General features: G+C 62.4%; 17 protein-coding genes and 1 riboswitch. Of the genes, 10 read left to right on the forward strand and 7 right to left on the reverse strand.

All coding sequences use genetic code 11. From position 1 onward, the window contains the following. Window positions 1-36 precede the first annotated feature (36 nt). From HJB84_RS08485 to HJB84_RS08510, 6 genes are all read right to left on the reverse strand, one after another. On the reverse strand, window positions 37-1,059 hold the full coding sequence (locus tag HJB84_RS08485; RefSeq protein ID WP_207585231.1) for a glycoside hydrolase family 3 N-terminal domain-containing protein: 1,023 nt from the start codon (window positions 1,057-1,059) through the stop codon (window positions 37-39). A 24-nt stretch (window positions 1,060-1,083) separates the two neighbouring features. After that, window positions 1,084-1,563, reverse strand: a complete 480-nt coding sequence (locus HJB84_RS08490) for a GNAT family N-acetyltransferase (protein ID WP_207585232.1) — start codon at window positions 1,561-1,563, stop codon at window positions 1,084-1,086. A 221-nt stretch (window positions 1,564-1,784) separates the two neighbouring features. Continuing rightward, window positions 1,785-2,606, reverse strand: a complete 822-nt coding sequence (gene thiD, locus HJB84_RS08495; protein ID WP_207585233.1) for a bifunctional hydroxymethylpyrimidine kinase/phosphomethylpyrimidine kinase — start codon at window positions 2,604-2,606, stop codon at window positions 1,785-1,787. Continuing rightward, complete coding sequence (thiE, locus tag HJB84_RS08500; RefSeq protein ID WP_207585234.1) at window positions 2,603-3,238, reverse strand: thiamine phosphate synthase; 636 nt, start codon at window positions 3,236-3,238, stop codon at window positions 2,603-2,605. The genes thiD and thiE overlap by 4 nt, the downstream gene beginning before the upstream one ends. Beyond that, a complete protein-coding gene (gene thiM / locus HJB84_RS08505) occupies window positions 3,235-4,038 on the reverse strand; it encodes a hydroxyethylthiazole kinase (protein WP_221115699.1) in 804 nt (267 codons plus the stop codon). The genes thiE and thiM overlap by 4 nt, the downstream gene beginning before the upstream one ends. Window positions 4,039-4,087: 49 nt before the next feature. Continuing rightward, window positions 4,088-4,184: riboswitch (TPP riboswitch) on the reverse strand. A 147-nt stretch (window positions 4,185-4,331) separates the two neighbouring features. Next, a complete protein-coding gene (locus tag HJB84_RS08510; protein WP_207585236.1) occupies window positions 4,332-4,916 on the reverse strand; it encodes a DUF1349 domain-containing protein in 585 nt (194 codons plus the stop codon). Between the two features lie 214 nt (window positions 4,917-5,130). Here HJB84_RS08510 and HJB84_RS08515 point away from each other — a divergent pair, with 214 nt between their 5' ends. From HJB84_RS08515 to HJB84_RS08545, 7 genes are all read left to right on the forward strand, one after another. Continuing rightward, window positions 5,131-6,657 (forward strand): ABC transporter substrate-binding protein, encoded by a 1,527-nt coding sequence (locus tag HJB84_RS08515; RefSeq protein ID WP_221115700.1) that lies wholly within the window; start codon window positions 5,131-5,133, stop codon window positions 6,655-6,657. 83 nt (window positions 6,658-6,740) lie between these two features. Beyond that, window positions 6,741-7,682, forward strand: coding sequence for an ABC transporter permease (locus HJB84_RS08520; protein WP_221115701.1), 942 nt, complete (start codon window positions 6,741-6,743; stop codon window positions 7,680-7,682). After that, on the forward strand, window positions 7,682-8,551 hold the full coding sequence (locus HJB84_RS08525; protein ID WP_221115702.1) for an ABC transporter permease: 870 nt from the start codon (window positions 7,682-7,684) through the stop codon (window positions 8,549-8,551). Before HJB84_RS08520 ends, HJB84_RS08525 begins: the two co-directional genes overlap by 1 nt. A gap of 35 nt (window positions 8,552-8,586) precedes the next feature. After that, complete coding sequence (locus tag HJB84_RS08530; RefSeq protein WP_207585240.1) at window positions 8,587-9,099, forward strand: RidA family protein; 513 nt, start codon at window positions 8,587-8,589, stop codon at window positions 9,097-9,099. Window positions 9,100-9,169: 70 nt separating this feature from the next. Further along, window positions 9,170-10,366 carry an aminotransferase class V-fold PLP-dependent enzyme gene (locus tag HJB84_RS08535; protein ID WP_207585241.1) on the forward strand — a complete coding sequence of 399 codons (1,197 nt, stop codon included), beginning with the start codon at window positions 9,170-9,172 and terminating at the stop codon, window positions 10,364-10,366. 17 nt (window positions 10,367-10,383) lie between these two features. Continuing rightward, a complete protein-coding gene (locus HJB84_RS08540; RefSeq protein WP_207585242.1) occupies window positions 10,384-12,219 on the forward strand; it encodes an ABC transporter ATP-binding protein in 1,836 nt (611 codons plus the stop codon). Window positions 12,220-12,303: 84 nt separating this feature from the next. After that, a complete protein-coding gene (locus HJB84_RS08545) occupies window positions 12,304-13,125 on the forward strand; it encodes a bifunctional allantoicase/(S)-ureidoglycine aminohydrolase (RefSeq protein ID WP_207585243.1) in 822 nt (273 codons plus the stop codon). 33 nt (window positions 13,126-13,158) lie between these two features. On the opposite strand, the gene HJB84_RS08550 is transcribed toward HJB84_RS08545, so the two are convergent. Beyond that, window positions 13,159-14,088, reverse strand: a complete 930-nt coding sequence (locus HJB84_RS08550; RefSeq protein WP_221115703.1) for a TauD/TfdA family dioxygenase — start codon at window positions 14,086-14,088, stop codon at window positions 13,159-13,161. Between the two features lie 317 nt (window positions 14,089-14,405). On the opposite strand from HJB84_RS08550, the gene HJB84_RS08555 reads away from it, so the two are divergent. The 3 genes from HJB84_RS08555 (at window position 14,406) to HJB84_RS08565 (ending at window position 16,994) form a co-directional block, all read left to right on the forward strand. Further along, a complete protein-coding gene (locus HJB84_RS08555) occupies window positions 14,406-14,813 on the forward strand; it encodes a carboxymuconolactone decarboxylase family protein (RefSeq protein WP_207585245.1) in 408 nt (135 codons plus the stop codon). 583 nt (window positions 14,814-15,396) lie between these two features. Next, window positions 15,397-16,233 carry an alpha/beta fold hydrolase gene (locus HJB84_RS08560; RefSeq protein WP_207585246.1) on the forward strand — a complete coding sequence of 279 codons (837 nt, stop codon included), beginning with the start codon at window positions 15,397-15,399 and terminating at the stop codon, window positions 16,231-16,233. Window positions 16,234-16,316: 83 nt separating this feature from the next. Further along, window positions 16,317-16,994, forward strand: coding sequence for a gamma-glutamylcyclotransferase (locus HJB84_RS08565; protein ID WP_207585630.1), 678 nt, complete (start codon window positions 16,317-16,319; stop codon window positions 16,992-16,994). Window position 16,995: the final 1 nt, after the last annotated feature.

Consider the following 16,995-nt stretch of genomic DNA (forward strand, 5'->3'; position numbering starts at 1 on the left):
TTATTCCCCTTTTTTATACGATGAGAGATGCGCCGGTCAGGAGACCAGCGCGCTTGCAAACATGTCTTCGACTTCAGCATGGGCGGCGCGGACGTCGACCTTGAGATTGCCGAGGCGGCCCTTGCCGGCGGCGATCCGTTGCAGCGCGGCGTCCGTCAGCGGCCGGGCGGCCTTGGCGGCGGCCTCGCTTTCGGCAATGTCGCCATGGCTGTGGAGGGCGATGTCGAAGCCGGCGTCGAGCACCTGCCTGACGCGTTCCGGCAGGGTGCCGGCGAGCGACTCCATGAAGATGCAGTCGGAAATCAGCACGCCGTCATAGCCGATGTCGTTGCGGATGACGTCGTGCATGACAGGTGAGACGGAGGCCGGCAGCTCCGCGTCATAGGCCGAGTAGACGACATGGGCGACCATCGCCCAGGGCGTATCCTTCAGCGCGACGAAGGGCTTGAAATCGGTCGCAGTGAGCGTCGCGCGGGAGGCGTCGACCACCGGGCGCTCCTTGTGGGAGTCAAGCGTCGCACGGCCATGGCCGGGAATGTGCTTGATCACAGGCATGTTGCCGGTCTCGAGCAGGCCATTGACCACCTCGCGGCCGAGGGCGGCGATGACATCGGGATCCGGGCCGAAAGAGCGGGCGCCGATGACCGCGCTCGTCGTCTCGAAGACGAGATCGAGAACGGGCGAGCAGCCGCTGGAAAGACCGAGTTCCGTCATCATCGCGCCCATGGCCTGGGAGGAAAGGCGCAGTGCTTTTTTGCCGAGATCGAAATCGCGGCGGGCAAGTTCGGCAAACTGGCCGAAGCTGCGGAAAAGCGGCCAAGGCCCGGCATCGAGATGCTGGACGCGGCCGCCTTCCTGGTCGGTGAAGACAGGCGCATCGTCGCGGCCGACGGCTTGCCGAAAGCGTTCGATCAGGCGCCTGGTCTGTTCCGGCTCGCGCTGGTTGCGCCGGCCGACGAAGAGGCCGAGCGGATTGGTCTCGCGGAAGAGGGCGAATTCATCATCCGAAATCGCGGGATTCGGAAGGCCGACGAAAAGGGCGAGCGGGGTCGAGGACAATTCTGTAACTCCGGGATCAGATGGTCATTTCGGCATGCTTCTCAGCATGCCTTCGTAAATGCCCTTGTCGGGGGCGGGGATGACGATGGCGCCGGCGGTCCCGGCGTAGAAATCGACCGGGCCGGCATCGCCGATGAAGGCATAGGCGTGACCGAGCGTCTTCATCGCCTGAAGGCAGGCGGAAAAAAGGGCGAGCCCGATGCCCTTGCCGCGCGCTTGGCGGTCGACGCCGGTCGGGCCGAAGAAGCCGCGCGCCGTCGTGTCATAGCAGGCAAAGCCCTTGAGCTTGCCGCCGTCGACGGCGATCAGGCAGGCAACAGGCTGACGCGCGAAGGCGATTGCAACTTCGCTCGCCCAGTTTTCGCTGAAGTTTTCGCGAACCCAGTTGACGACGAGATGCAATTCCGGGGGAAGGGCCGGGCGGATGGAAACGCTGACATCGTCGGCTTTCCGCTTCAGATCGGCAAGCTGTGTGGAGTATAAGCTCACAAGCAGGTCTGGCACCCGTCACTCCTCCTGATATTCCTCTATTACGGAATATATCCCCTTTTAATGACATAGATTTGGCGATCTGGCTGGGCTTGTCAACAGGGATTTTTCAGATGGGTCGCAACGCTGCTCGCCGTTACGCTCCTGCTTTCAAAGCAAGGTAGTTGCCGAACGCAAAAACGGCTCGGGGCGCGAGCCCGAGCCGTTTCGATGGAAGCGTGCGTCGATGTGCGCGCTTATCCCTCGACTCTCCAGAGCGCATGAAAATGCTGCACCGGGCCGTGGCCGGAGCCGACGGTGAGGCTTCCTGATGCCGCGACCGCGCCGGCGAGGTAATCCTTGGCGATGGCGACGGCCTCAGACACCGAGGCGCCCTTGGCAAGCTCTGCCGCCAGCGCGCTCGACAGCGTGCAGCCGGTGCCGTGGGTGTTCTTGGTCGGCTCGCGTCTGGCTTCGAACCAGTGCAGGCCGTCGGCTGTGGCAAGCACGTCGGGGCTGTCGTCGCTGTCGAGATGACCGCCCTTGACCAGCACGGCCGCCGGGCCGAGCGCGCGCAGCTGCTCGGCCTGCGCCGCCATGTGAGACCGGTTTGTCGCCACCGGCTGGTGCAGCAGGGCGGCGGCCTCCGGCAGGTTCGGGGTCAGAAGTGTCGCCAGCGGCAGCAGCCGGCTGGTCAGCACGTCGACCGCTTCGGGTGCCAGCAGGGCGGCGCCGCCCTTGGCGATCATGACGGGGTCGATGACGATGGGGATGCTGCGCCGGTCGGCCAGTGCGGCAACAAGCGCGTTGGCGACGGCATCGGCGATGCCGGCATTGGCGATCATGCCGATCTTGACGGCATCGACGCGCACATCGGCAAAGACGGCGTTGATCTGGTCGGCGACGAATTGCGGCGGCACCAGATGCACCCCGGTGACACCTTGAGTGTTCTGCGCCGTCAGCGCGGTCAGTACCGCCATGCCGTAGACGCCGCGAGCGGAAAAGGCCTTGAGATCGGCCTGGATGCCGGCGCCGCCCGAGGGATCGGAGCCGGCGATGGAGAGGACGTTGCGGATCATGCGCGGGCCTTTCGGATTTCTCCGGCGATGCGGCGAGCGGCGGCTTCAGGGTCCGGCGTGCCGCAGATGGCGGAGACGACGGCAAGCCCCTTGGCGCCCGCGTCAAAGACTTCGGCCACATGCTCTGCCTTCAGGCCGCCGATCGCAACCGACGGCACCGGCGAAGCCGCCACCAGCCTTGCCAGGCCCTCAAAGCCGATCGGCTGCTTGTGGTCGGCCTTGGTCGGCGTCGCAAACACCGGGCCGACGCCGGTATAATCGACGAGGCTGGGATCGACGGCAGCGGCGAGCGCCTCGGTCTCGACCGACAGGCCGAGGATCATTCCGGGGCCGATCATCTTGCGCGCTCTCGCCGCATCCATGTCTTCCTGGCCGATATGCAGGCCGTCGGCGCCGATGGCGATAGCCGCCTCGACATCGTCGTTGACGATGAGCAGGGCGCCGGTGCCATCAAGCGCCTGTTTCAACGCGCGTCCGGTCTCGATCATCCCGGTCGTGCCGGCATGTTTGTCGCGCAGTTGCACCATTGTCGCGCCGCCGGCAACGGCAAGGCGGGCGGTCTCGACCATGCCGATCCCGGCGCAGAGATCGGGGTCGAGGACGAGATAGAGCGAAAGATCGAAGGTCTTCATGCGGCCCATATCCTGGCCCTGGCATCGAGCGTTTCGGCGTCAAGCGCGTTCAGCGCATCGAGGAAGCGCCAGGCGAAGGAGCCGGGACCGGCCGCACCGAGTGCTGCCTCTTCGCCGGCGATGGCGAAGGTTGCAAGGGCTGCGACCGTCGCCCCGAACATATCCTCGGGCACTGTGGCGGCAAAGGCGCCGACGAGGCAGGTGAGCGAGCAGCCGAGGGCGGTGACCTGCGGCATCAAGGCCGATCCGCCTGTGATCCGCACCGCCCGCTCCCCATCGGTGACGAAATCGACTGCACCGGTGACGGCGACGACCGCCTGCTGGCGCTCGGCGAGCCATCGCGCCGAACCTTCCGCCTGTTCAACCGGATCGCGGCTGTCGACGCCCTGGCCGCGGCTCTCGCCGCCGGCGAGCGCGATGATCTCGGAGGCATTGCCACGGATGATCGTGGGCTTGAGCGCCAGCAGACCGGCGACCGCATCGCGGCGGAAAGCCGTGGCATAATGGGCGACCGGATCGAGCACCCAGGGTTTGCCGGCTGAGGTCGCTGCCTTCGCCGCCGCCTGCATGCCGTCGATCCATTGCGGCGACAGCGTGCCGATGTTGACCGTCAGCGCATTGGCGATGCCGGCGAATTCGCCGGCTTCCTCTGCGGCATGCACCATGGCGGGCGAGGCGCCGGCGGCCAGCAGAACATTTGCGGCAATGTTCATGGCGACGTAATTGGTGATGCACTGAACGAGCGGCGGCTTTTCGCGCATCGCCTTCAGCATGGCTCCTGGTGTGGTCCTGGTCTGCATGTGGCCCCTTTCAGGCGGGGGCGGGCACGGGGTCATTCGTACGGCAGTGCCGCGACCCCGAGCGACTCCCTCCGCCGGCATTATCCGGTTCAGGTTCGAAGGGTGCTTCTCAGCCCGTCTGTCGACGGGCGCCCCTGTCTCTCATCGCGCTCTTTTTCGCAGAGAATGGGGCGGATGTCATCTCGAAAATGACAGTCCTATTTGTGTGGCATTTACAGCAGGGGCAACGAATAGAACGGCCAACATTCGTGGATCACCCCAGATCGTGTCCGCAGAGAATCTTATAATAGCGTCTAACTCAAATCATGAAGATCCGTCGCAATCGCCAACCCGATCGAGAACTCCGAAAAGCGCACCGTCAACCCGCTGCGCTCCGGCGTGCAGGCCATCGGCCCGACCTCGTAACCGTCGGCGGCCGGGAAGGGCGCTAGCCGCAGCAGCGGCCAGCGGCTCCCGTCGCAAGAGGTCTGGATGCGCAGGGCGCCGTTGGCGAGGGTGACGCGGATGTGGAAATCTTCGAGTCCCTTGAAGGGTTGTGACACCGACCAGTCGGACCTGCCGTCGGTGACGACGGTGCTGAGGAAAGCTTCGCCGTCGGTGAATTCCACGCCTGTTTTTACCCAGCGTTTCCCGTCGAGGCGCACCATCAGGCCAGCCTGGTCGTAGAGGGTGCGGAATTCGCCCTGGATGCGGATCTGGGCGGTGAAGCTCTCTGCCGTGGGAAAGGCGAGGAAATGGCCGCTGTCGCGGGTGAAGCCGTAATGGGTTTCCCGCCAGAAATCGGTTTTTTCATCGGTCGTCAGGGTGAGGGCGGTGTCGTCGGCGTGCCAGCTGGCCGGTTCGTTCAGCCATTTTCCGCCCTTGAAATTGATGTTCATTCTTTTCTCCCGTTCCGCTGAAGCCTGACCATCCGTGTGCTTGGCATAATGCGCAGCCTTCGTGCAGGGCGCAGCCGAAGATTGTGTTTTCTCGCGTTCCGGTATCCCGGCAGAGGCATAATCGGTCACCCACGCTTGACAGGATCAATCCAGCTCTTATTCTGTTACAAAAAGATTGATTACATAATTGTGGAACTTGACCGGGAGCCCTCACATGAAAACACTTGTCGCATTTCTCCTTGGCACCGCGCTTGTCGCCCTGCCCTCGACCCTGCTTGCCCAGGAAAAGGGCGGCGTCATCAATGTCGCGACGATCGGCGAGCCGCCGACGCTTGATCCGATGTCGTCGACGGCCGATCTCGTCGGCATTGTCACCCAGCATATTTTCGAAACGCTCTACACTTTCGACAAGAGCTGGAACGTCACGCCGCTGCTGGCCGAAAGCCTGCCTGAGATCAGCGCCGATGGCAAAACTTATACGATCAAGCTCAGGACCGGCATCAAGTTCCACGACAATAGCGACATGACCTCGGACGATGTGGTCGCCTCGCTGACCCGCTGGATGAAGATCGCCTCGCGCGGCAAGCAGGTGTCGGGCTTCATCGACAAGATCACTGCTGTCGATCCTTCGACCGTCACAATCACGCTGAAGCAGCCCTATGCGCCGCTGACTTCGCTGCTTGCCTTCAATAATTCGGCGGCGATCATCATTCCCTCGGAAAAACAGGACGAGCCGATGAAGGAGTTCATCGGCACCGGTCCCTATATGCTGAAGGAGCGCAAGGCCGACCAGTATATCCAGCTCGTCCGCTTCGATGGCTACAAGTCCCGTGACGGCGACAGCAATGGCTATGGCGGCGCCCGCCATCAATATCTCGATGAAATCCGCTTCGTGCCGGTGCCCGATCCGAACACCCGTGTCGAAGCCGCCGTCTCCGGCCAGTATGATTATGTCGATTCGATCGCCGTCGAATCCTACGACAAGGTGAAGGCGTCGACTGCCTCGCAGCCGGTCATGTTGAAGCCCTTCGGCTATCCGGTCTTCGTCTTCAACACGAAGGAAGGTGTTGCTGGGAATGTCGAGGTCCGCAAGGCGATCCGCCAGGCGCTCAGCATGGAAGACATGCTCGCCGCCGCTTTCGGCAGCAAGGATTTCTATGCGCTCGACGGCGCCATCTATCCGAAGTCCTTTTCCTGGTCGACCGATGCCGGCGTCGAAGGCGCCTATAATCTCGCGGATCCGGAAGGGGCGGCCGCTGCTGCCAAGAAGGCCGGTTATAATGGCGAGCCGATCCGCATCCTGACCAGCCGGCAGTACGAATTCCACTATAAGATGGCGCAGGTCGCCGCAGAATATCTGAAGCTTGCCGGCTTCACCGTCGATATGCAGGTGGTGGACTGGGCGACGCTGACCCAGCGCCGCACCGATCCGAAGCTCTGGGATATCTACATCACCCACAGCCCGTTCCTGCCGGAGCCGGCCCTGATCGGCTCGCTTTCGACCAGCTCGCCCGGCTGGTGGGATACGCCGGCCCGCAAGGCCGCCGTCGATGCCTTCACCGCCGAGGTCGACCCGAAGAAGCGCGTCGCGCTCTGGGCCGATGTCCAGAAGGCTATCTATACAGATGCGCCCTTTATGAAGATCGGCGATTTCAACGCCGTCTCGGCGAAATCGGTCAAGCTCGAAGGTGTCGATCCGGCCCCATGGCCGTATTTCTGGAACGCTTCGATCAAGAAGTAAACATCGCCGTCGGCGCCGGCCCTTCGTGGCCGGTGCCGGTCTTCTTTTCTGCCGCATCTGCAAGGGCTTGAAGGCCAGCATTCATGATCCGCTACATCCTCCAGCGCCTGTTCGGCATGATCGTCGTGATGTTTCTCGTCGTCACGATCGTCTTCGTCATCGTGCGCGTGACGCCGGGGGACCCGGCTGCCGTCATGCTCGGGCCGGATTCGACGCCGCAGGATGTTGCCGATCTGCGGAGCCGCCTCGGCCTCGACCAGTCGCTCGGCCTGCAATATTTCTATTATATCGGTCAGCTGCTGAGGGGCGATCTCGGCCAGTCGATCTTCCTCAACATGCCTGTCACCTCGGCTCTGCTCGACCGCGCCGAGCCGACCTTCTTCCTGACGCTGTTTTCGCTGGCCATTGCCGGCGTCATCGCGCTGCCGATCGGCATCTATGCGGCCTATCGGCGCGGCTCCTTCGTCGACCAGGCGGCAACGACGCTGGCGATGTTTGCCGCCAGCATCCCAAGCTTCTGGCTCGGCCTCATCCTGATGCAGTTCTTCGCCGTCCGGCTCAACCTTTTCCCGGTCTCGGGTTATGGCGGCCCCGGCTCGACCTTCCTTGAGCGGATGTATCATCTGACCCTGCCGGCCTTCGCGCTCGGCATCGTCTCCTCGGCGCTGATCCTGCGTTTCACCCGCGCGTCGATGCTCGATGTGCTCGGCGATGATTATATCCGCACGGCGCGCGCCAAGGGGCTGGTCGAGCGCAAGGTCATCCTCAAGCACGCGCTGAAGAATGCGCTGATCCCGATCCTGACGGTGCTCGGCCTGACGGCGGCGGTGCTGATTTCGGGCGCCGTCGTCACCGAGACCGTCTTCGGCCTGCCGGGTGTCGGCAATCTCGTCGTCTCGGCGGTGCTGCGCCGCGATTACCCCGTCATCCAGGGGGCGCTGCTCGTCATCGCCGCCCTCTACGTGCTGATCAATTTTGCAATCGACATGCTCTATCTGCTGGTCGATCCGAGGGTGCGCTACTGATGGCCGATATCGCGATCAAGCCCGCCGAGAGCGAAGGCAGCAAATTCGTCCGCCGCCTGCTGAAGCGCAAGACGGTGGCCTTCGGCCTGCTGATCCTGACGATCTTCGTGCTGCTGGCGGTCTTCGCCCCTGTCGTCGCGCCCTATTCGCCGTCCAAACTTTCCATCGTCAACCGGCTGAAACCGCCGAGCGGCACCTTTTTCTTCGGCACCGACGAGTTCGGCCGCGACGTCTTCTCGCGCACGATCTTTGCCGGCCGCCTGTCGCTGCTCGTCGGGGTGGCGGTCGTCAGCCTGTCAGCCGTGATCGGCGTGACACTCGGCCTGCTTGCCGGTTTTTTCCAGAAGCTCGATACGCCGATCGCCCGGCTGATCGACGCGATGATGGCCTTTCCCGATATTCTGCTGGCGATCGCGCTTGTCGCCGCCCTCGGTCCCTCCTTGACCACGGTTATCATCGCGCTGTCGATCGTTTATGCGCCCCGCCTTGCCCGCATCGTCCGTGCGTCGACGCTGGTCATTCGCGAGCTGCCCTATGTCGAGGCGGCAAAGGCGCTCGGCATTTCGACCTTCCACATCATGACCCGGCATGTGTTGCGCAATCTGCTCTCGCCGATCCTGGTGCAGGCCACCTTCCTCTTCGCCAGCGCCATGCTCGCCGAAGCCGGGCTCTCCTTCCTCGGCCTCGGCGTCAGCCCCGAAATCCCGACCTGGGGAACGATGATCGCCGCCGGCCGCCAATATATCGGCCAGGCCGACTGGATGACGCTGTTTCCGGGTGTCGCCATCATCCTCTCGGTGCTGTCGCTGCAGATGGTCGGCGACGGCCTCAGGGACATGCTCGATCCAAGACTTCGCAAGGACCTTTAATCCGCCGACCAGACGTCGGCCCAATCCAAATTTGCATGACAGGAGTTTGCGTGAATCAGTTTCCCACCGCCGCCGGCAAGGTCGAGAACTCGCCTTACCAACGGTTAGCCGCCCTCGGCATCAAGCTTCCGCCGCCGCCGCCGCCGATCGCCAATTTCGTGACGCATGTGGTGGAGGGCAATATGCTCTACCTCTCCGGCCAGGGGCCGCGCGAGGCCGATGGCTTCCTGCATGCCGGCAAGGTCGGCGCCGGCGTCAGTGTCGAGGAGGCCTATCGGCATGCACGGCTGACCGGCATCAATCTGCTCGCCGTCATGCATGATGCGCTCGGCGATCTCTCCCGCGTCAAGCGGGTGGTCAAGCTGCTCGGCATGGTCAATGCCGTGCCTGAGTTCGAGGATCATCCGAGCGTCATCAACGGCTGCTCGGATCTGCTGATCGCGGTCTTCGGCGCGGCCGGCGAACATGCCCGCTCAGCCGTCGGCTTCGGCTCGCTGCCGGGCAACATCACCGTCGAGATCGAGGCGATCGTTGCCTTGAATGGCTGACGAGAGCTTTCATATTTGGAGAAGGGTCCACCCATGGCCCGTTCCTCGACCCAGACTTCTGGAGACCTTCATGCCCAATGATATCAGACCTTCGCTCGGCCTTCGGCCCGTCATCAACGTATCCGGCACGATGACCAGCCTCGGCGCGTCGATCGTCGTGCCGGAGGCGATCGAGGCGATGGCATCGATCCTGCCGCATTTCGTCGAGATCAACGACCTGCAGCGCAAGGCAAGCGCCATCATCGCCCGGCTGACCGGCGGTGAGGCGGGCTTCGTCACCGCCTCCTGCTCGGCCGGTATTTCGCTGGCGGTCGCCGGCGCCATCACCGCCGACAATCTGCTGGCGATCGAGAAGCTGCCGGATGCCGTGCCCGAGAAGAACGAAGTGCTGGTGCAGATGGGCCATGTGGTGAGCTACGGCGCTCCGGTCGACCAGGCGATCCGGCTTGCCGGCGGCAAGGCCGTGCTGATCGGCCAGGCGACCTCGACGCATCGCTTCCACATGGAAAAGGCGATCACCGACAAAACAGCCGCCGCCGTCTATGTCGTCTCCCACCATGTCGTCGATTACGGCCTGTTGAACCTCAAGGAATTCGTCGAGGTCGCCCATGCCAAGGGCGTGCCTGTGATCGTCGATGCCGCCTCGGAATACGATCTCCGGATTTTCCTGGAGCAGGGGGCCGATATCGCCCTCTATTCCGGCCACAAGTTCCTCGGCGGCCCGACCTCCGGCATCGTTGCCGGCCGGAAGGAACTGGTGCGCCATGCCTTCCTGCAGAACATGGGCATCGGCCGCGGCATGAAGGTCGGCAAGGAAAGCATCTTCGGCGTCATGGCAGCGCTGGAAGCCTGGGAAAACCGTGACCATGCCGGCATCCGCGAACGCGAGACCGGTTATCTCAACCTGTGGAAGCGCACACTCGATGGCCGCCCCGGCCTGACCTCGCTGATCGAGCCTGACCCGACCAACAATCCGCTCGAGCGGCTGCGCCTGATCGTCGATCCCGAAGAGGCCCATATCACCGCCTGGGACTTGGCCGATGCGCTGGCGAGGGGCAACCCGCCGATCATCGTGCGCGACCATGAGGTGGAGCACCGTTATTTCTATCTCGACCCGTGCAACCTGCATCCGGGCCAGGACGTCATCGTCGCAAACCGCCTGGCCGAGGAACTCGACAAGGCGCGCGCTTCCAACGAAATCATCGCGACGCCGATCGAAAACCGCAGCCGGCACCGCTTCGATGCCGCGCTGCGCTGGCCGGATTAAGCCGCAAGGGGAGCGATATGGCTGAGGTTCAAGCGCAACCGATCGAGACGAGCGCACCCGTTCTTTCCGTCGACAGGCTAACCACCTCCTTTCTGGTGGATGGCGCCTGGAAGCCGGTGGTGCGCGATGTCTCGTTCACCGTCGCACCCGGCGAGACGGTGGCGATCGTCGGCGAATCCGGCTCGGGCAAGAGCGTCACCTCGCTCTCCATCATGCGGCTGCTGCAGGCGGATACGAGCCGCGTCGACGGCCGCGTGCTGCTCGGCGGCCGCGACCTGCTGGCCTTGCCGGAACATGCCATGCGGCAGGTGCGCGGCAACGAGGTGGCGATGATCTTCCAGGAGCCGATGACATCGCTCAATCCGCTCTTCACCATCGGCGACCAGATCTCCGAGGCGCTGCTTTGCCATTCCGATATGAGCCGAGCCGATGCCAAAGCCGAGACGATTAGGCTGCTGGAAAAAGTCCGCATCCCCTCTGCCGCCTCGCGTTTCGGCGAATATCCGCATCGTTTTTCCGGCGGCATGCGCCAGCGGGTCATGATCGCCATGGCCCTTGCCAGCCGGCCGAAACTGCTGATCGCCGACGAGCCGACGACGGCGCTCGACGTGACGATCCAGGGCCAGATCCTCGATCTCATCAAGATGCTGCAGGAGGAGGAGGGGACCTCGGTTCTGTTCATCACCCATGACATGGGCGTCGTCGCCGAGATCGCCGACCGGACGGTGGTGATGTATCGCGGCGAACAGGTGGAAAGCGGGCTCACCGCCGATATTTTCCACCGCGGCAGACATCCCTATACCAGGGCGCTGCTATCGGCCGTGCCGGTGCTCGGCTCAATGCAGGGCCGCCAGCGGCCTCTGCGTTTCCCCGTGGTCAATACGGCGACGGGGGAATCCGACATTCCGGCCGAAGCCGCCGATACGGTCGCGATGGCGCCGGTCCTTGAGGTGAAGAACCTCACCAAGCGTTTCGACATTCACTCCGGCCTGTTCGGCCGGCTGACCAGCCGCGTGCACGCGGTCGAGAACGTCTCCTTCGATCTCCATGCCGGGGAGACGCTGTCGCTCGTCGGCGAGTCCGGCTGCGGTAAATCGACGACGGGGCGCGCCATCTTGCGGCTCATCGAGCCGCAAGCCGGTTCCGTTCTCGTCGAGGGCAGGGAGGTGCTCGGCCTCGACAGGAGGGAGCTGCGCGAGATGCGAAAATCCGTGCAGATGATCTTCCAGGATCCCTTTGCCAGCCTCAATCCGCGCATGACGGTGGGTGCGGCGATCGCCGAACCCTATCTCGAACACAGGATGGGCAATGCAAAGCAGGCAAGGGACGTGGTCGCCGACCTGTTGGTGAAGGTCGGCCTGTCTGCGGATATGGCGGCGCGGTATCCGCATGAATTTTCCGGCGGCCAGCGCCAGCGCATCTGTATTGCCCGGGCGCTTGCCTTGCAGCCGAAGGTCATCGTTGCCGACGAAAGCGTCTCGGCGCTCGACGTTTCGATCAAGGCGCAGGTGATCAACCTGATGCTGGACCTGCAGCAGAGCCTCAACCTCGCATTCCTGTTCATTTCGCACGACATGGCGGTGGTCGAGCGCGTCAGCCACCGGGTGGCGGTGATGTATCTCGGCGAGATCGTCGAGATCGGCCCACGGGCCGCCGTCTTCGAAAATCCGCAGCATCCCTACACCAGGAAACTCATCGCCGCCGTGCCGGTGCCCGATCCGGACCGCCGCCACGAAAAGCGGATGGTGGCCAATGACGAGATCAAGAGCCCGATGCGCTCGGTCGACTACCAGCCTCCGGCCACCTTCTATCGTGAAGTCGGACCGGGCCATCTGGTGATGGCCGATCGGTAGGTTCGCTTGGCCCAATGGCAGTTGCCTAACGGGCTGGCGGCGCATAAAGCAGATGTAGTGACACCTGCCTGGAAAGCCGCATCAATGGACAAGACAGAGTATTATTCGAAGCTTGGCGGTCTGCCGCCGCAGACCCAATTGCTTTCCGGCAAGGCCGTTTTCACCACGGCTTACGCGGTCATCCCGCGCGGCGTCATGAGCGATATCGTCACGAGCGTCCTTCCGCATTGGACGGGAACGCGGGCATGGGTTCTGTCCCGGCCGCTTTCCGGCTTCTCCGAGACCTTCTCGCAATATGTTATGGAAGTTCAGCCGGGCGGCGGAAGCGACCGGCCGGAGCCGGACAAGCGGGCCGAGGCGGTCCTCTTCGTCGTCGAAGGCGGCATGACGGTGGAGCTTGAAGGCGTCAGCCACGCGCTGCGCGCCGGCTCCTTCGTCTATATCCCGGCCGGTTCGGCCTGGCGCCTGAAAAACGATGGCTCGACCGCGGCGATCTTCCATTGGATCCGCAAGGCCTTTCAGGAGGTCGAGGGGCTGGAGCTGCCGCCGGCCATCGTCACGCATGAGGATGACCATCCGATCCGGGCGATGCCCGACACCGATGGGCGCTGGGGCACGACCCGCTTCATCGATCCAGCCGATGTGCGCTACGACATGCACGTCAATATCGTGACCCTGGAGCCAGGTGCGGTGATCCCCTTCATGGAAACCCATGTCATGGAGCATGGCCTTTATGTGCTTGAGGGAAAGGCGGTCTATCGCCTCAACCAGGATTGGGTCGAGGTCGAGGCCGGCGACTTCATGTGGCTGCGCTCCTTCTGCCCGCAAGCCTGTTACGCCGGCGGCCCCGGCCGGTTCCGCTACCTGCTCTACAAGGACGTCAACCGGCACATGAAACTCTGGTAGAACCTGCGCCGGGCGACATCCATGCGGCCGTGATCACGCCGCCGTTGCTTGTCGCTTGGCAGCCTTCACATGGGTTGTGCTGCGGCGACCGTCGACGCTGACGGGGACGTCGCCGTCAACAGTGGCGCGGCGCACCACCCGGTGCTGGTCGCCATAATCGTTGACAGCATAATGCTGGGTGGCGCGATTATCCCAGATCGCGACATCTCCGGCTCTCCAGCGCCAGCGCACGGTATTTTCCGGCGAGGTGACGTAGGACTGGAAGACCTCGTAGAGTTTGGCGGAATCGGCCTTCGATACGCCGATCAGGCGCTGAACGAAATTCCCAAGCAGCAGCGATCTTTCGCCGGTTTCCGGATGAACACGCACGACCGGATGCTCGGTCTCGTAGATGGTCGAGGTGAAAATCTCCTCGAAATGCTTCTTCTCTGCATCCGTGGCGCGAGGGCGCACGGCGGCATAGTCATAGGCATTGCTGTGAATGGCCCATAAATTATCCGCCAGCAATTTGAGCGGCGCCGGCAGACTTTCGTATGCCGCATGGGTGTTGGACCAGATCGTGTCACCGCCGGCTGCCGGAATGACGACGCCGCGAAGGACAGAAAATTTGGGGTAGGCGTCGACGAAGGTAACGTCGGTGTGCCACTGGTCCGCTCTGCCGCCGCCGCGGCTGGAATCGAGGTTGAGGATGGAAGCGGTGCCGGCGACCGGTCCCTGGGTTGGATGCGGCACGAGGTCGCCCAGGCGGCGTGCGAAGGATTCCTGTTCGGAATCGTCAAGATGTCCCTGGTCGCGGAAGAAGATGACCTTGTGCTTCAGGAGAAGCTGATTGATGGCCGCCACCGTTGCATCCGAAAGTTCTCCGCCGAGGCGGATACCTTTGATTTCGGCTCCGACACGGCCGGTCAGCGGCACGACATCGGTGTCGGGAATGATCTGATTGACGAGAACCGGATTGCTCATGGAAATCTCCTGTTGATATGGGAAGAAGTCGGCAGGTCACATGCGCCCGAAGAAGCGTTCAAAGGGCGTTCGAAAATCTCATCGCTGAAATCGACAGGGTCATCGAACAAAATAATCTATAAAAGATATAGACAATAATTTCTAATTTTGCGTGTTTTCGTAAAAACAACCGACTTCGATCGTTCTTTCTTGCCGATGGTTTCCTCGCCGACGGGGAGACTGGCGGCGCCTGTCGTTTCTTCGTATCGTCCGCAGGCTGCGCCGGATGTCCCGGCAATTTCAGAGGCCGTAAATCGGCGCCCGGAGAGGAACTTTCGATGACAACAGTCAAACTCCTGTCGGACCAAGAGGCCGCAGCCATTCCGGCCGTGCAAGCCGTGTTCGACGACATCCGAGCGACACGCAAGACCGACTTCATCAACAACTTCTGGCGTGCCCTTGCAATCGATCCCGCAAACCTCAAACGCGTACGGGAAACGCTCAAATCGGTCATGACGGTCGAGGGCGCGATCGATCCGTTGACGCGCGAGATGATCTACATAGCGGTGTCAACCGCCAATGCTTGCCAGTACTGCGTTCAATCCCATACCGCTGCCGCCCGTGCGCGGGGAATGACCGATGCCCAACACGGCGAACTCCTGACGATCATCGGACTTGCCGGCCAGACAAACCATCTCGCTCTCGCCATGCAGGTTCCGCCCGATCCGGAATTTGAGGTGCGATAGAAACAAGGGACTTGGCGCTGGCATCACATGCGCAGCTGCCGCCATCTGCAATCTCCACCTCCAGATACGGGAGTGATATAATGCAACGTTAAATTGGCCGTTGGCTCTGGGAACCAGACACCCGCCTTCTGCTAAATACCCTCCAAGGATCCTTTCCTCGGCGCCTTGCGGGCCGCGAGGGATGCTGCAGGCATCTCAAAGAGATCGTTCTTCGTCCTGATGAAACGTCCGGATATGAACGCCGCCTTGCTCGATTTCGGGGGCGGCTTCAAGATCGGACCTTCACTTCTGCGAAGGCGCGTCTCATTATTGCAGACCCGGCAATAAAATAGAAACTATTCACGCAATTGTGGGTGTGAGGATCTGACGGCAATATCCATCCGTCAGACGAACACAGCGTCGCCTGAAGTTTTCAATGATGAAATCGCAAGACGCGAGATGGCTCAGAACCTTTCTTCCATGAACACGCAGGGGCGTACTACTCTCCGCAGGCGCCGCCGCAGCGGCCATGGCAATTTCACCCTCTCTCAGCTTCGCAGCCAATGCTGCTCCCGCCACCAACCCAATCGAAGGAACCAAGACAATGGCATATATAACCACCAACGACGGCGTTGAGATCTTTTACAAGGACTGGGGTCCGAAGGATGCGCAGCCGATCGTCTTCCATCACGGCTGGCCGCTGTCATCGGACGACTGGGACGCCCAGATGCTTTTCTTCCTTTCGAAGGGATACCGCGTCGTCGCCCATGACCGCCGCGGTCACGGTCGCTCCGCCCAGGTTGCCGACGGACACGATATGGACCATTACGCCGCCGATGCCTTCGCCGTCGCAGAAGCGCTCGACCTGAAGAATGCCGTGCATATCGGCCACTCGACGGGCGGCGGCGAGGTTGCCCGCTATGTCGCCAAGCACGGCCAGCCCGCCGGCCGCGTCGCCAAGGCGGTTCTCGTCTCGGCTGTGCCGCCGCTGATGCTGAAGACCGAGAACAACCCGGAAGGCCTGCCGATCGAAGTCTTCGATGGTTTCCGTTCGGCGCTCGCGACGAACCGCGCCCAGTTCTTCCGCGACGTTCCGGCCGGTCCGTTCTACGGCTTCAATCGTGATAGCGCGACAGTTCAGGAAGGTGTGATCCAGAACTGGTGGCGGCAGGGAATGATGGGCGGAGCCAAGGCCCACTACGACGGCATCAAGGCCTTCTCCGAAACGGACCAAACGGAAGACCTGAAGGCGATCACGGTTCCGACGCTCGTACTGCACGGCGAAGATGACCAGATCGTTCCGATCGCGGATTCGGCCCTGAAGTCGGCAAAGCTGTTGAAGAATGGTTCACTCAAGACCTATCCCGGCTTCTCGCACGGCATGCTGACCGTCAATGCCGATGTCCTGAACGCCGATCTTCTGGCCTTCGTGCAGTCCTAAACAAGACCCGGAGCCGCGATGTGAAAGCAATCGCGGCTCCGATCTTTTATTGAACACAGCACGAAATTCGGAACGGGACCATGATGCTGTTGACCCCAGAGCTTGTTGCCCTGACGTTGCGAGACGTCCTGGACGATGGCCCAGAACCGGGCTGGACACCACTCTCCGAGGCGGAACTTGACTGTCTCGTCGACAGGATTGAACGAGAGGCAGGTGGCGAACCGATTTGGGTCTTCGCTTACGGGTCCCTTATCTGGAACCCTGAGTTCGAGCCGGCAGCCCGAATGCCAGCATTCGCATATGGATGGCATCGATCGTTTTCGCTGAGGATCGAACGTTGGCGGGCAACCAGCGAACAACCAGGTCTGATGATGGTTCTCGAACGCGGCGGGCGTTGTGATGGTGTGGTACTCCGTTTATCCGAAGAGCGTCGCCGCCAGGATCTCGGTGCGCTCGTGGCGCGCGAAATCAAGTACCACGAAGTCGCCGCCATGGTCCGGTGGGTTCGCGTGCAGACGCCTGAAGGCATGAAGAACGCCCTGACCTTCTGGGCAAGTACCAGACGATCCGGCCTCACCAAGCCATTGCCGAGGCAGACCACCGCGGAGCTAATCGCAAACGCCTGCGGGCAGGGCGGATCGTGCGCGCAATATCTGCACAACACGATCGTTGATCTTGAGGCCGAGGGGATCCGAGACCGAAATCTCTGGCATCTGCAGGCGCTCGTGGCCGAGCAGATCAAGGCAAAGCAAGCAGCCTGAT

This window comes from Rhizobium sp. NZLR1b (assembly GCF_019685155.1).
Taxonomy (GTDB): Bacteria; Pseudomonadota; Alphaproteobacteria; order Rhizobiales; family Rhizobiaceae; genus Rhizobium.

Bases quoted from the DNA above. Each gene is read 5' to 3' on its own strand.
- thiD (WP_207585233.1), bottom strand. From the start codon at position 2,606: ATGATCCGCAACGTCCTCTCCATCGCCGGCTCCGATCCCTCGGGCGGC.
- thiE (WP_207585234.1), bottom strand. From the start codon at position 3,238: ATGAAGACCTTCGATCTTTCGCTCTATCTCGTCCTCGACCCCGATCTC.
- thiM (WP_221115699.1), bottom strand. From the start codon at position 4,038: ATGCAGACCAGGACCACACCAGGAGCCATGCTGAAGGCGATGCGCGAA.
- HJB84_RS08510 (WP_207585236.1), bottom strand. From the start codon at position 4,916: ATGAACATCAATTTCAAGGGCGGAAAATGGCTGAACGAACCGGCCAGC.
- HJB84_RS08515 (WP_221115700.1), top strand. From the start codon at position 5,131: ATGAAAACACTTGTCGCATTTCTCCTTGGCACCGCGCTTGTCGCCCTG.
- HJB84_RS08520 (WP_221115701.1), top strand. From the start codon at position 6,741: ATGATCCGCTACATCCTCCAGCGCCTGTTCGGCATGATCGTCGTGATG.
- HJB84_RS08525 (WP_221115702.1), top strand. From the start codon at position 7,682: ATGGCCGATATCGCGATCAAGCCCGCCGAGAGCGAAGGCAGCAAATTC.
- HJB84_RS08530 (WP_207585240.1), top strand. From the start codon at position 8,587: ATGACAGGAGTTTGCGTGAATCAGTTTCCCACCGCCGCCGGCAAGGTC.
- HJB84_RS08535 (WP_207585241.1), top strand. From the start codon at position 9,170: ATGCCCAATGATATCAGACCTTCGCTCGGCCTTCGGCCCGTCATCAAC.
- HJB84_RS08540 (WP_207585242.1), top strand. From the start codon at position 10,384: ATGGCTGAGGTTCAAGCGCAACCGATCGAGACGAGCGCACCCGTTCTT.
- HJB84_RS08545 (WP_207585243.1), top strand. From the start codon at position 12,304: ATGGACAAGACAGAGTATTATTCGAAGCTTGGCGGTCTGCCGCCGCAG.
- HJB84_RS08550 (WP_221115703.1), bottom strand. From the start codon at position 14,088: ATGAGCAATCCGGTTCTCGTCAATCAGATCATTCCCGACACCGATGTC.
- HJB84_RS08555 (WP_207585245.1), top strand. From the start codon at position 14,406: ATGACAACAGTCAAACTCCTGTCGGACCAAGAGGCCGCAGCCATTCCG.
- HJB84_RS08560 (WP_207585246.1), top strand. From the start codon at position 15,397: ATGGCATATATAACCACCAACGACGGCGTTGAGATCTTTTACAAGGAC.
- HJB84_RS08565 (WP_207585630.1), top strand. From the start codon at position 16,317: ATGCTGTTGACCCCAGAGCTTGTTGCCCTGACGTTGCGAGACGTCCTG.